Source organism: Mycolicibacterium bacteremicum, from assembly GCF_002086115.1.
GTDB classification, from domain to species: domain Bacteria; phylum Actinomycetota; class Actinomycetes; order Mycobacteriales; family Mycobacteriaceae; genus Mycobacterium; species Mycobacterium bacteremicum.
The window spans coordinates 22,581-36,012 of sequence record NZ_MVHJ01000021.1 but is presented as its reverse complement, the minus strand read 5'-3'; the positions used below and the strand labels follow the sequence as shown (position 1 = coordinate 36,012).

Genomic DNA, 13,432 nt, shown 5'->3' with positions numbered 1-13,432 from the left:
TGCATTGCTTGACAAGAACGTGCGCGCCAGTATCGCCGACGCGCTGAACTCATGGAACCGTGATTCCGTTGCACAGCGCGTAGCCGACTCCGAACGATTGCGTACAGAATTTTTGGACCGCTTTCCCATTGCTAGCTGGCATGAGATGCCGCTGAGCGACTACGCGCTTGGCCAAAACACTCAGGACACGGTCTGTTGGTGGATGGAGTACAAGCCCGGCCTCGCGCCAAGCATGAAGGGCGGCTCTGCCCACAAGCACTTGATGTTCCGCTCCAGGAACGGATCGTGGAACTTCCCCAATGAATACGATTCGGTAGAGGCTGCGTGGAACGCCATTCGTGAGGGCTTTGCTCAGATGCTCGACCTCGCCATTCAGGGCCAGTACGAAGATGCCGACGACATCAAGGTCCTCACTGGAGCTCCTGCGCTACGGACAAAGCTGCTGTACACGTACTTTCCGAACGATCTTGTGCCCGTCTCATCTAAGGCTGATATCGACTACCACCTCCGTGCGGTTGGCCAAGATACGCCTGCTGCATCGGTTGTCCGAGCAAATCTGCAGTTATTGAACAGCCTTCGTTCAATCCCGGAACTGTCAGGTCTGTCCACTCTGGAGCTGGGGTTCTTTCTGTATCACTGGAACAGCCCTCGCCAGTCCAGCAGAGTGGTGAAGATTGCACCTGGCGAACTGGGCAAGTTCTGGGATGAGTGTCACAACAACGGCTACATCTGTGTTGGGTGGGACGACGTCGGCGACCTGTCCCAGTTCGAGAGCAAAGACATATTCCGTGACGAGTTCCGAATTCACTACCCGTACAACGGCGTCGAACAACAAGTCAGTCGCAAAGCCAACGAACTATGGACACTCAGGGAGTTACAACCCGGCGACCAAGTGATCGCCAACCGCGGCACCACCGAAGTTCTCGGCATTGGCACCGTCAACGACGTCGGGTATGTCTGGCGGACCGATCGTGAAGTGTTTCGACACACGCTCGGGGTCGATTGGGATACCACCAAGGCTGGCCCCATCGCCCCGGTGAAGGCCTGGGCAACCACCACCGTCTCCAAAGTGCCTGCCACCCTGTCTCGACAGATTCTGGGCACAAAAGTCGTCACTAAGCCTGTCGAATCCGATCAGCAATACGTTGATATCGAGGATGCTCTGCGGCGGCGCGGCCAGGTCGTGCTCTTCGGTCCACCTGGGACCGGTAAGACGTACCTTGCTGATCGCGCAGCGATCTGGCTACTTGAAGGCGGCAAAGAAAGCGAAACCGCAAACGCGATGCTGGGCGACGAACGCGAAGTCGCCGCGCGCCGAGTAGCGCTTAGCGGGACATCGGGCGGGCCGACCACGGCGGCCCGGTTAACCAGAGTGACTTTTCATCCCTCCTACTCCTATGAAGACTTCATCGAAGGTTTCCGTCCACAGCAATCAGACAGCGGCACAATGCAACTCGCCCTTACAGACGGCACATTTAAGAAAGTATGCAAAGCCGCTAGGTCCGATCCCAAGAACCGGTACATCGTGCTGATCGACGAGCTCAACCGTGGCAATATACCCAAGATTTTTGGCGAACTCATCACCCTGATCGAAAAGGACAAACGCGGCCTGACCGTACAGCTACCTCAAAGCGGGGATCAATTCTCGGTTCCCGAAAATGTTCTCATCATCGGGACCATGAACACCGCCGACCGCAGCATCCACCTGTTGGACACGGCATTGCGGCGACGGTTCCAGTTCATCGAGCTCATGCCCAACAGCGACCTGTTAGAGGGCACAACGGTCGGCGCGCTAGCACTGGATGCTTTCCTCGACGGACTGAATAACGAAGTGCGAAAGCGCTTCGGCAGGGAGAAGCAGATCGGCCACTCGATGTTCTACCAGGACGGCCAGGTGGTCGACACACCAGAACAATTCGCGTCGATGTTCCGGTATGAGTTGTTGCCGCTGCTGCAGGAGTACCTCTACGACGACTATCGAGCTCTGGCCGACCTACTTGGCGGAGTGATCGATGCAGAGGCTCAGCGGATAGCTGAAATCGCCAGCGACGCTGACGCACTCTGTGCCGAGTTGGCGGTCAAATTCGGATCAGCGTCGGCCTAGTGTTGTTCGAGACAGTTGAACTTGTGGAGTACGAGTCTCGGAGGATTCGAACAGCTGCACCATCGCCCGACGATCTTGCACTAGCTGAACGCCTCGCACCTCGGGGCGATTTGGATGCTCGGATCACAGTGCGCTGGCTTGCTGGCGGCTTGGTAGATATTGCAGCATCGTCCTGGATCGGAGTTATTCGGTTCACGAACCTAGAGATCCGAGTCATACCTAAGCTCGTCGGTGATCCACTGCGAGTCCTGAGAATGCTGGAATACTCCGGAGGCGTGCGACTTCTGGCGCAGTTGCCCATTGAGCGCGAGTTGCCCGCACATGGTTCAGATCTCTTCGAACTGATCGTCATGCTCCTCGTGCAGGAGACCCAAACGCTGATGCGAGACGGGCTGATCCGAGACTACCGCAGCGTCGATGACGCCTTGGTAATTATGCGCGGCCGCCTACGAATACGCGAACAATTTCTCCAGCGGTACGGGAGTTTTCACAGACTTGAATGCCAGTTCGATGAGTATGACGGCGATATCCCCGAAAATCAGCTACTGGCCGCGGCGCTATCAGCGGCATCGAGGCGGGTCCGCGATCCAGAGTTGAAGTCTGAAACTCATGTTCTAGCACATATGTTGGCCGGCGTATGTGAGCCATCCGCTCGCGACACAGCTTGGTATCGCCGTAGGATTCAAGTATGGGCGCCGCAACGATCGATATCGGTCTGCCCATGCGCTCGCAACACTGGTGTTGGACGGATTGGCCCTCACCGATCTGTTCAGCCAGTCTTCTGGGTCGGTCTCAGCATTCATGCTGAATATGAATGTCGTATTCGAACGATTTGTCTCACGCCTAGTTGCCGATTCATTGACAGGCAGCGGACTACGGGTGTCGACACAGGAATCATATGGCTCGGTGGTTACAGATGACGCCAGCGGACACAGTTACACCCGAATCCGGCCGGATCTGGTCATCGTCGAGATTAACAGTGGCAGAACAGTGCCCATCGACATCAAGTACAAGCTGTACAGCACGAAGAAGTTCAGCCCCGCCGACATATACCAAACCTTCCTCTACGCATACGCGTTAAGTACAGATGCTGAGCATGCGCGCGCCGGCCTGATCTACCCGTCGACCAGGATGACAGATGGTCCTGGACTTCGAATAAACCGCGCCGCCGGCTCAGGCCTCGCACACATTCGTGGTTTCGGCCTGGACGTCCCATCTGCACTCGATTCTCTGGGCAGTACCGACGAACCAGCGCTTCGGGAAAACATTGTTTCCGTCATACGCACAATCACAGGATTCGGCGCGTCATCGCATTGAGCCACAAGCACCAGTGATCCAACGATCCGCGAGCGCTGGCTCACCATGCACGTCCAAACTCTTCTGCATAGCAACGCTTCTCGTGTGATTGATCAATCGACACTTGTTCGCCAGCATCGCACCACCGGAGAACGCCGAATCGTCACACTCAATGGCAATTGGACCCGGGGAACTGCCCTATCCTGCTTGTCTACGCCACAGCCGCGCGCGCACCCAGATACACCTCTGCCGGCATCGGCCTCCGCAGCCGCCACGTAATCGCCATCGGCCGCTCCCCCTCGTGTGACACGTAGTCCGCCGGGCCCAGGAATACGTACGGCGCACCGTCGCCGAACACTGACTTCTTGGTCTCACGCACGAACAGCAGAATGTGCGAACCCTTGGTGCGGTGGTTGACGTACCGTTGGCCGGTCGGCGAAGCTGCTGACGTGTGACCACCGACGACTACGCACGCCTTGAGTCCGAGCACCGTGCGATGCTCGCCGTGGTCGAAACCTTGCTGTTGACAAGCCATCTGTTGTTTGTCGGCTACAGCATGGAGGACGACGACTTCACCGAGGCCGCCGACCGCGTTCGTCGAATCCGCGCACTTGCCGAGGCACCGACCGGCGAGGACTTCGCGACCGTGCTGGCATTGCACCCGGACTCGGTGAAACCCCAGCCGGGCCTGAAGACGATTTCGATGTTGGAGTCAGCCGACACCCTGGCTGCGGCCCGACGACTGGAGATCTTCCTCGATCGCGTCTCTTGGGCCGCCGCCCGCGCAGACCAACGCTCTCACGCGCACCTTCTCGACCCGCACTACGACGACCTCTTCGCCGACGATCCAGCAGACTCCCGACTGCGCGAGCTACTGGCCACCCTCGTCAGCCTCGGCCCCGACGATCCCGCACGTAAGAGCAGCGCATGGGAACGGGTGGAGTCGTTGTTGAAGGATCTCGGCGCCGACTCGCGCCCCTGATGCGCTACCCCGCGGCATCCCAATACTCCTGCAACCCACCACGAACCCGATCCTCGAAGCCCTTCTGCACTTCGTCGATCATCGCCAGCGTCTGGTCCGTCAGTTCCGCGCTGATTCCGCTGCGTTCGTGGGCATACCGGACAAAGGCACGTAGCAGGGCGGGCAGGCGAAGCACCGTCTCCACTGGTTCGTACCAGCCGTCGGGCAAGTCCCCCGCCGCGTAGATGACCCGGAATGCACTCCAGCGCAGCGGGTCCCCGCTACGCATGCCGATCAGCTGCTCCAGCATCTCGCCGAACTCGTCAAGGCTGAACCGCTCGCCTTCGGGAGAAGCAAAGAACGCCTCCACCACATCTGACGGGCTCGGATCCGCGTCACTGCTTGGGTATTGCCGCCCACCGTCGGGCAGCCGAGCAGCCAACCACTTGACCACAGCCGAGAATCCCGGGCGTCTCTCCCTGACTTCGCGGGCGATGCAATTCCCGAACGCCTGCTCGATCCAGGCGCGCGCATCAGCCGTCGTCATCTCCACCGGGATGCCCACGCATTCCCAGGACTCCAACAGGACTAGCACGGCATTCAGCGGCTTATCCCAGATCCCGACATCCTTGACCGTCGAGTACTCCAGATGATCGATCAGCACCCCGCAGGTGATCGCATGACCGCCGGCCAACCGCACCTCGAACAGGATTTCATCCAGGTCACCGAAGACATCGGTCAACCGCATCGCTCGACCAACCATCAGATCCGGCAGATTTGTGATCCAGCGCGGCACCACAACGGAACGTGCCGCAACCTCATCACGGCACCACTGCTGGAAGCACTCGTCGCCAACCGCCATCTCGCCGAGCAATGCGACCACCTCGGCGTAATGCGGCGCCCGTACCACGGCGGCTTCATCGATCAGTTGCGTCGGATCGATGCGCTCATTGCTGGTGTTCCTCGCCCGGTACGAAAACTCATGTGGTAGAAGCAGTTCGATCAACTTGCCCACAACGAGCAGCATGTTCAGCGGATGCTCAGTACTCGGTGAGTTCCGCACATGGCCGATCTCGTTCGGGTTCGGCACCGGGCGCACAGCCCGCCGTCGCGCGTCTCGGCGGGCCTGCTTGGCCTGTCGCCGCTTCCGTCCTTCGTTCATGAGCCGGAAGCTACGCCCGAGCCCCGACAGATCGGCGTCACAAACTGCCCGCCTTGATGCAGATTGTGGATAACTGCAACGCCTTCAGGCGACGGCAACTATCGCAGTAGCACTTGGGTGGCATGGTCGAACCAAGTCGCCATCCCTTGCCGGCTTGTTCGTATAGATCCGTATACATGCAGGCGATCTATACCGAACTCCTGTCGAGATGGTGCGCCTATGGAGCCGAACCCGTACGCACCCTGCTCGGTGCCGGAGGCAAGCTGCGGTTCACAATTTCCGGTCGCCGCCTACTAACGCGCACAGTGCTGACGCTCGGTTGGCCGTCCGATACAGGTGGCCGTAGCGGTCCTACCGAACTGACAACTCGCCGCGCCGCCCAGTTGTCGCTACAAGGCGGGCAGCGACTTACTCACTTCCGCGCAGGTCACGCGCGCCGGCGCCGCCCCAACCGCATCACCCAGTCCGGCACCGCCAACCCATGGATGATCCGCTGCGTCCGAAACAGCTGCCGCGGCAGCGACGCAGAGTTGTAGGGCAGGTCGTACTTCTCGCACAGCAACCGCACCCGCTCGCTGACCTCGGGCAACCGATTGCTCGGCAGGTCCGGAAACAGGTGATGCTCAATCTGGTAGCACAAATGCCCGCCCGAGATCGCCAGCACGGAACCAGCTTTGAAGTTCGCCGTACCCAGTAGCTGCCGCAGGTACCACTCGCCCTGGGTCTCGTTCTCGACCACCGCCGGGTCGAACGTCTCGGCCCCGTCCGGGATGTGCCCGCAGATGATGTTGACGTACACCCACAGGTTGCGGATCGTGTTCGCGGCGAAGTTGGCCGCGAACGTCCGACGCCACCGCCGCCCGCTCAGCGCCGGCAACAGCACATAGTCCTTGGCCAGCTGCCGCCCGGCCTTGCCGAAGAACTTGCGCTTCTCCCCGGCCAGTACCGCCGGATCACCGCGTAGCTTTTCCGAGTGCAGGCCGTGCAGGGCGATGCCCCACTCGAACATCGCCGCCAGCACCAGGTTTCGCAGCGGCGTCGCCAGATGGACCGGCCGCCACGGCTGCTCGCGGGTGACCCGATGCAGCCGGTAGCCGATGTCCTCGTCCATGCCGAGCACATTGCTGTACACATGGTGCCGATAGTTGTGCGAGTACCGCCACTGCGCCGACTCCCCGACCATGTCCCACTCCCAGGTATTGGAGTGGATCTCCGGGTCGTTCATCCAGTCCCACTGGCCGTGGGAGATGTTGTGGCCGAGCTCCATGTTCTCGATGGACTTGGCGTACGCCAGCGCGCCCGTCCCGACCAGCCAGCCGGTCTTGGACTTGCTGCACGCGATCACCAGCCGTGCGGCGACATCGAGGGCGCGTTGGAAATGGATCACCCGCCGGATGTAGGCCGCGTCCTTGGCGCCGAGCGAGTCCTCGATATCGCGGCGGATGACGTCGAGTTCGAAGGCGATCTCGTCGACGTCCGCACTGGTCAGATGCAGGTAGGCCGGCACGTCGGCGATCGCCATCAACAATCCTCGGGTGGGTGCGTCGTGAGAGCGGCGCACGCTGGCCACCGTCAGGGTCAATCGCAGCCTAGGGCGTCCGACTGAACGGCGGGTAATCGAGATCCGCCGCCCAGGCGAAATATGCCACCGACCTGCGATGCATGAACTGAGAGCGCTCTCAGCGGCGGCCCACCCACGCGTAGTGGTCCGGATCGATCCGCGCCTCCCCCGACCACCGGTACGCCACCAGCGCCCCACCCTTGACCGCGCTGAAGTCCACACACGCCGCGTACTCGGTCCAGTCCCGGTGCTGCGTCGGCTCGCCCTGGCGCCAGTAGTGCCCGTAGAACACCGGCACCTGCTCCTCGTAGACGAAATCCTGCGACACATCGATCGGCGGCAGCGGCGGGTACGGCACGCCCTCACTCAGCTCGAAGGTACTGCTGATCTCGGCGACGTCGGCCAGGGTGGTCGCCTGCGCATTCCACCACCGCAGCCGCGCCCGCTCCCGGGTGTGCCCGTCCTTGTCCAGGTAGGCCGGCACCCCGTGCTCGACCAGACCGATCTCGGGGCCCTTCAGCAGCGTCTCCGCCGCCTCGTACACCGGGTCACCTTTCGTCGACGCCCGCACCAACCACTCATCGGACAGGACCGGAGCGGCACCGAGCACCGCCATCGACTCCGCATGCCAGCAGGCGTGCACCACCCGGATCTCGCCGAGATCCAGCCACAGCGGCTGCGTCCGGAACCACGCCAGATACTCTGCCCGCGCGTCGCCGGTCACTTGGCGGAGGAACTCGGCATGCTGGCGCTCGTTCTTCGCCGAATGGGGCCGCAAATACTCTCCGGACCCCGCCGGCCACTCCGTGTCATAGGCCAGCGCGTTGAACTCGTGGTTGCCCAACACCATTCGCGCACTGCCGACGTCAACCATCGCCTTCACGATCTTCAGCACCCGCAGCTGCGCGGGCCCGCGGTCGATGAGGTCACCGACGAAGATCGCCGTGCGCTCGGGGTGCCGGTATCCGCCGTCGCGGACCTCGTAACCCAGGTGCGCCAGCAGGGCCTCGAGCTCGTCGCCGCAGCCGTGCACATCGCCGATGACGTCGTAACTCATGTGCTCCCCCCTTCCGCCGCCCCCAAGGGCAGCGCGTTCTCGATGATTGCCGACCTTTCGCCTCGCGCCGATGAACCTCGGCGGGCAGGTCTGGAAGCTGATCTCAGGATATCGCGGGCCACCGACATGTCGGAGCGCGCCGGTATCCTGAGGGCAGCTCACGAGCGGACGACTGTTCGGGTACCTGGCCCGTCGTCCCGGCAACCGCGCGACCACCGCACGGTGCCCCAGGGGAAGAGCCGGCACGACAGTGCAAGCGGTGGACGCCCGACCGTGGCGTCGCCAGGAATGGCGAACGATGACCGAAAACCTGAGCGCGGCGGATGCCGCACTGCGCGAACGAATTACCGAACTCTCGGTGCACATCCCGTGCGGCGGGCTGCGTGGCCCGGTGTTCCGCCGGCTGTGGCAGTCCTGCCGACATGAGGATTCCCCGTCTGTCTGGGAGGGCGCCGACGTGTCCCGCGAGCACGACCTGTGCATCGTGTGCTTCCGCGGCACCGCCGGCGGCACCTCGCGGTGGTCGTGGCGGGCGTGCGAGCACTGTCGGACGGTCAACAACGCCTATGGGCGTCCGTTCGCCCTGGGGCGGCACAGCCTGATGAACGGCATCGGGGTACGCCACGGGAACCAGCGCGAGATTCAGCGGCTGGTCGATTTCGCCGGCGGCGACTGGCGGCTGCGCGGTTGGCGGGATCACGAGTATCCGCTCATGGCAGCACGTTTCGACCCCGAGGCCGATATTCCGCTACGGGACTGGCAACAGGCATGGCCGCCGAGTGCCGAAGCCTCACAGGAGGTGTTCGCGCGGCTGATCGGCGAGCTGTAAACGAAGCGATCCGCGAAGCACATCCCCCGCGTGCTTCGCGGACCGCGTCGAACGTCGGCCCGTGCGTACCCCTCGAACGCTGACCGACGTGGCCCTCACCTAATCCGGCGCCTCCGGCACGAATTGCCCCCGGCGGATCAGCGACGTGACCGCCGTGTCCCACCGCGACAACTGCTCGGGGGTGTAGAACGCCGCCGGAATGTGCCGCTCGATGTGGTTGCGCAGGATCATCGCACCGACCCGCAGGATCAGCGGGTTGATTGCGCCCCACACGGAGTCTAGATCTGGGCGGACCAGTCCGTGTTCGGCGAAACCCTCGCCTTGGGCGACGCTGATCTGCAACAGGCCGTCGAAGATGACGTTGCCGATCTCGTCGCCCTGGCTCAGCGCGTGCGCGACGTAGTCGGTGACCTCGGGATACTTGTGGAACAGCTGCGCGAAGCGCCCGCGCAGTTCCTCGGACTGCTCGCCCGGCGGCTCGGGCAGCGGATCGGCCTCCAAGACCTCGCCGAACACCTGCAGCACATATTCATCGACCGCGGAGATCAGGCCGGCCTTGTTGCCGAAGTAGTGCTGCACCAGCCCGACGCTGACACCCGCGGCATCGGCCACTGCGCGCAGCGGTGTATTCGAAACACCCTGCTGGGCAAAGGATTTGACGGCAGCACTGACGATACGCTCGCGCATTGTGGGCTCGACCGGTGCGGACGGACGAAGGAACACGGTGCTTGCCACCGAGCAACAATACAGCAATGTGACAAACCGGTACAACTGTCTCGTCTTGCCATATCCGTGTGGGGTCCTGCAATATGCACATATGGTTCATCGCGGGGGCGATTCGGACGTATCCGAACTCATGGCGTGTGTGCAGGCAGTTATCCGCTCGACAGGCGATGCGGCAAAGCCGCCGCGCCGGTGCGGAGCGTGAATTCCGCACTGCGAGAGCAAATCCAGTCAGTCTGCGACGACCTCTACCGCGACCCGGACGACGCGGACGCGTTCAGCCGGCTGCGCGAATTGCTCGGTGCCGACGACAACAAGCTGGTTTCGCCGCACACCTGGCGACGGCTGGTGCAGACCGCCAGTAACCGGCTCTTCGACGAGCCCGACAGTTCCGATGCCCGCGATCTGCTGCTCCTGCTGCTGACCGCGGGCCCCGGGCTGCGCCGGTAGCGGCTACGGACACTCCTCGGTGTCGATGCGCACGACGCCGAAGTCGATCTCGGTGCTCGCGGTGAACGTGCCGCCCGGCGCCGGCGTCGACGTGCACACCTGCCAGTTGCGGTCGCTCAGGTGCGGTAGGCGCTGCGCGCCTATGAATGCGGCCTGGCGACAAACAACAGCGAATACTGCAGCCCAATGCCACACTGTTCGGATGCAAACCGACATGCTGATGTTTTCGGTGTCCGGTTCGAACACCCAGTGCGAGCCTATGCCGTCTCGCAGCCTTAGCGAGCTTGGAATTTGGGAACCTACCCATCTGGAGCGCTGGATAGTTGACCATCCAGAAGTTTTTGGGAGATCACGTCAAAGTGGTCACTACTCAATACGACAAATGGTCTTCGAATTCTGGCGATCTTGCCAGAGAGCGACTCGACATTCTTGGTCTGGATAGCTCGGGCCAACTGGTGGTGGTTGAGCTCAAACGCGGCAGCGACTCGCGCATCCACCTCCAAGCAATCACATATGCGGCTTTAGTTGCAGGATTCAGTAAGGACACTCTGGCAGACGCTCACGCCGATTACTTGAGTCGGGTCGGGAAAGAAGTGGTGACTACGTCAGAAGCTCGCCAACAACTCGAAGATCATGTCGACGGGACATGGGACGACGACATCTTGACGGTCCCGAAGATCATCCTACTTGCCGAAGATTTCACAGCACAGACCTACACCACGGTTACATGGCTTTCGGACCTTACTCCGAATTTGAGTATTGAAATGCATACCGTCAATGCGTTCGCATCGCCAGAATGTTCGCCTGAGCAGTCCTGTTTGATATTTCGACGCCTTTATCCAGCGGCCGATCCAACTACTCGGGTCCTCACACCGGGCATCGCCGCGGCCACGGCGGACTCGGTCGCCTCCAAGATTGCTGAGAAGAAACGGAGGATTCGGTCGACACATCTGCTGTACGAGTCCAACGCGATCCCAGAGGGGGCCGAGATTGCGATCAACCTGCATACATGGGTCAACGCCGACTTAGCCGCCGCTGTAGACGCCTGGATCGCTCAAGAGCCCGCTCGCGGCGTGGCTATCTGGGTGAGCCACCGAGACCGACCCTTGAGATGGGCGTCGGGCATGAATGATGAGACGTTCACCCCGACCACCCTCGCAAAAAAGATCATCTTCGACGCGACGAGCACTACCCACGATGCCATTCCGGGGGCCGACGTTTGGATGTACCAAGGAGAGTCTCTGGCTTCAATCGCTACACACGTCGAGTAAGAACAGCGTGGAACACGTTGACTCTGCGCTCACGGCGCGACCCACTCGCACTTTTGCGCCGCTACCGCAGATTCAACGCCGGATCTACCCCGCAGCCGGGTGCCCACCCGCCCCGGGCGCGGCATCGACCAGGTCATGCGACATCCCGTACCGCCGCCGCTGCTGCTCCATCACCTTCGGGTAGCCGGCCAGCGCGCGCCGGGTCCGCCATTCGCTGACCCCGGGCACCGCGCCGAGCACCCGGTTCACTCCCCCGACCACCGGGCCGATCACCGATGGAAGGTGCTTGAGCACGGTGTCGGGCACACCGAGCTGCGATGCCGCCGTGTCGCCCAGGAACGCCCGCGTCAACCCGTTGATAACGGCGACACCCAGCGCCTGCCCGCCGACGGGCAGCAGGTCGGCGATCTCGACCGCGAGGTAGTCGTGCGTCAATGCCCGCACGAAGTCCCGGTCACCGTCGTCCGGGTTGCTGCCGGTCAGCGCGTACAGCTCCTCGATGCGCACATGATCGGCCTCCGACGCCGGATTGAGCGGCGCCTGAACACCATTGAGCAGACCCACGTAGCGCCAGAAGTGGAAAATGTCGTCCAGCTCCGCGGCCGTGTACCGCACCCCGAGCTGATGCATGGCCGTCAGCGCGATATTGCCGAACTCGACGATGGTGAACGCCATGAAGCTTTGCGGGATCGGCGCGCCCCACGCCTGCGTGTCCCAGGAGCCGCTGTCCCACAGCGACTTCCGCACGAACGCGTGGATCAGGCGGACCCGCAGCGTGGTCGCGTACCCCGCACCGAAGCGGCGCAGGCCACCGGGGGTCAGGATCGTCTCCATCCACGAGCCCACCTCCAGCGAGCGCACCGCGGCCTGACTGGTGTAGCGGTTGGTGATCACCAGCGGCATGCCGGCGACCTGGTTCATCGCGCCCTTCGTCAGCGACGCCGCACCGAGCACGATGCCGTAGGACGCCATGTGTCGCACCAGATGTCCGGCCGCCCGGTCCAGTCGCGCGTGGTCGAGCCACTCCGGTTCGACGTCCACCTCGGCGAAGAACGCACGCAGCGCGGCCGGCGCGTCGGGGACCGCGTCGATACCCTCGGCCAGCGCCGTACGGAACATCTGCATCCCCCAGCCCTTGGGCAGCTCGGCGAAGGACGCGACCACGGCGTCGGCCAACGGGTCGGCGACGAACACCCCGTCGACCCACGCCTGGCCCGCGGCGCCGTAGCGCTGCACGGACAGGTCGGCATTCGGGACGGCAACCGGTGATTCGCTGGCAATACTCATGCGTCCATGCAAACATGAGAATTCCTCACTTACTACTCACCTTTGCACGGAGGAACCGATGGCCACCAAGGCGCGCACCCTCCCCCAGCAACAGCGGGCCCGCGAGATGCGCAGACGTCTGCTCGACAGCGCCCTGACCATCATCGCCAAGCGCGGTATCGACAGGCTGTCCACCCAGGCCATCGCCGATGCTGCGCACGTCAGCATCGGCACTGTATATCGTTACTTTCCGGACCGCGCGGCGATCCTTGCCGAGCTGGTCGACCAAGCCACCCGCGACATCTCGTTCGAGCTCGTGCGCGGGGTCAGCGCCGCCATGGACAAGGACGTCTTCGACGCCGCCCACATCGTCATCGACACCCTCACCACCGCCTACGAGAAGCACGCCCCGATCCTGCAGGCCGCGCTCGCCTCCTCATCTTTCGACATCCCGGCCTACCTCAACCACACGGCGATGGACGAGATCGAGCGCAGCCTGCTGCCGCTGGGCACCGCCATCCCGGGACGCACCCGGCCCGACCTGGATCCCGATCAGTTGCGGGATCTGGTGTTCATCACGATGGGCGTCACCTCGAGCGCCTGCCTGCGCATCGCGCTGCAACGCCCGCCCGGATCGGATCGCGACGCCATGGTCGCCTTGACCGCCAAGATGCTCGCGGCGGCGCTGACGCCGGACTAGTTGTCGCTCATTTGTCGCTCGAAGGCGGGCAGCGGCACAGAAAACGCGAAAC

Annotated in this window: 13 protein-coding genes, 2 pseudogenes and 1 riboswitch; of the genes and pseudogenes, 8 read left to right on the top strand and 7 right to left on the bottom strand. The window is 62.6% G+C overall.

The genetic code is table 11. From position 1 onward, the window contains the following. The first annotated feature begins 4 nt into the window (after positions 1-4). The 3 genes and pseudogenes from BST17_RS20740 to BST17_RS29710 all read left to right on the top strand — a co-directional run bounded on the left by BST17_RS20740 (position 5) and on the right by BST17_RS29710 (position 3,421). A complete protein-coding gene (locus BST17_RS20740) occupies positions 5-2,104 on the top strand; it encodes an McrB family protein (protein WP_133053561.1) in 2,100 nt (699 codons plus the stop codon). Beyond that, positions 2,104-2,691: pseudogene (locus BST17_RS29985) on the top strand (5-methylcytosine restriction system specificity protein McrC); the annotation flags it as partial. The gene BST17_RS20740 and the pseudogene BST17_RS29985, both read left to right, overlap by 1 nt. Before the next feature lie 52 nt (positions 2,692-2,743). Continuing rightward, complete coding sequence (locus BST17_RS29710) at positions 2,744-3,421, top strand: 5-methylcytosine restriction system specificity protein McrC (protein ID WP_234807755.1); 678 nt, start codon at positions 2,744-2,746, stop codon at positions 3,419-3,421. A gap of 190 nt (positions 3,422-3,611) precedes the next feature. Here BST17_RS29710 and BST17_RS20725 read toward each other — a convergent pair. Continuing rightward, a pseudogene (locus BST17_RS20725) lies at positions 3,612-3,851 on the bottom strand (DUF3427 domain-containing protein); the annotation flags it as partial. On the opposite strand from BST17_RS20725, the gene BST17_RS20720 reads away from it, so the two are divergent. Next, positions 3,852-4,382: an SIR2 family protein gene (locus BST17_RS20720; RefSeq protein WP_083060785.1), complete on the top strand. Its 531-nt coding sequence runs from the start codon at positions 3,852-3,854 to the stop codon at positions 4,380-4,382. It abuts the pseudogene before it with no gap. Between the two features lie 4 nt (positions 4,383-4,386). Here BST17_RS20720 and BST17_RS20715 read toward each other — a convergent pair whose 3' ends face one another. The 3 genes from BST17_RS20715 to BST17_RS20705 form a co-directional block, all read right to left on the bottom strand. Beyond that, positions 4,387-5,523 carry a hypothetical protein gene (locus BST17_RS20715; RefSeq protein ID WP_083060784.1) on the bottom strand — a complete coding sequence of 379 codons (1,137 nt, stop codon included), beginning with the start codon at positions 5,521-5,523 and terminating at the stop codon, positions 4,387-4,389. Positions 5,524-5,950: 427 nt separating this feature from the next. Next, positions 5,951-7,045: a fatty acid desaturase family protein gene (locus BST17_RS20710; protein WP_083060783.1), complete on the bottom strand. Its 1,095-nt coding sequence runs from the start codon at positions 7,043-7,045 to the stop codon at positions 5,951-5,953. A gap of 157 nt (positions 7,046-7,202) precedes the next feature. After that, complete coding sequence (locus BST17_RS20705; protein WP_083060782.1) at positions 7,203-8,141, bottom strand: metallophosphoesterase; 939 nt, start codon at positions 8,139-8,141, stop codon at positions 7,203-7,205. A 156-nt stretch (positions 8,142-8,297) separates the two neighbouring features. Next, positions 8,298-8,406: riboswitch (SAM riboswitch) on the top strand. Between the two features lie 33 nt (positions 8,407-8,439). Here BST17_RS20705 and BST17_RS20700 point away from each other — a divergent pair. After that, positions 8,440-8,970, top strand: a complete 531-nt coding sequence (locus tag BST17_RS20700; RefSeq protein ID WP_083060781.1) for a hypothetical protein — start codon at positions 8,440-8,442, stop codon at positions 8,968-8,970. Positions 8,971-9,069: 99 nt separating this feature from the next. Here the strand turns inward: BST17_RS20700 and BST17_RS20695 are convergent, their stop codons facing one another. After that, the gene (locus BST17_RS20695) at positions 9,070-9,657 is read right to left on the bottom strand and encodes a TetR/AcrR family transcriptional regulator (protein WP_083060780.1); all 588 of its coding nucleotides are present in this window, start codon (positions 9,655-9,657) and stop codon (positions 9,070-9,072) included. A gap of 237 nt (positions 9,658-9,894) precedes the next feature. Here BST17_RS20695 and BST17_RS20690 point away from each other — a divergent pair, with 237 nt between their 5' ends. Beyond that, on the top strand, positions 9,895-10,143 hold the full coding sequence (locus BST17_RS20690; protein WP_083060779.1) for a hypothetical protein: 249 nt from the start codon (positions 9,895-9,897) through the stop codon (positions 10,141-10,143). 3 nt (positions 10,144-10,146) lie between these two features. Here BST17_RS20690 and BST17_RS20685 read toward each other — a convergent pair whose 3' ends face one another. Beyond that, positions 10,147-10,389: a hypothetical protein gene (locus BST17_RS20685; protein WP_133053560.1), complete on the bottom strand. Its 243-nt coding sequence runs from the start codon at positions 10,387-10,389 to the stop codon at positions 10,147-10,149. A gap of 77 nt (positions 10,390-10,466) precedes the next feature. On the opposite strand from BST17_RS20685, the gene BST17_RS20680 reads away from it, so the two are divergent. Then, positions 10,467-11,414 carry a PDDEXK family nuclease gene (locus BST17_RS20680; RefSeq protein WP_234807754.1) on the top strand — a complete coding sequence of 316 codons (948 nt, stop codon included), beginning with the start codon at positions 10,467-10,469 and terminating at the stop codon, positions 11,412-11,414. An 84-nt stretch (positions 11,415-11,498) separates the two neighbouring features. Here the strand turns inward: BST17_RS20680 and BST17_RS20675 are convergent, their stop codons facing one another. Next, positions 11,499-12,701: an oxygenase MpaB family protein gene (locus tag BST17_RS20675; RefSeq protein ID WP_083060777.1), complete on the bottom strand. Its 1,203-nt coding sequence runs from the start codon at positions 12,699-12,701 to the stop codon at positions 11,499-11,501. Between the two features lie 58 nt (positions 12,702-12,759). Here BST17_RS20675 and BST17_RS20670 point away from each other — a divergent pair, with 58 nt between their 5' ends. After that, entirely contained in the window at positions 12,760-13,380 is a 621-nt protein-coding gene (locus tag BST17_RS20670) for a TetR/AcrR family transcriptional regulator (protein ID WP_234807753.1), read from the top strand. Positions 13,381-13,432 lie beyond the last annotated feature (52 nt).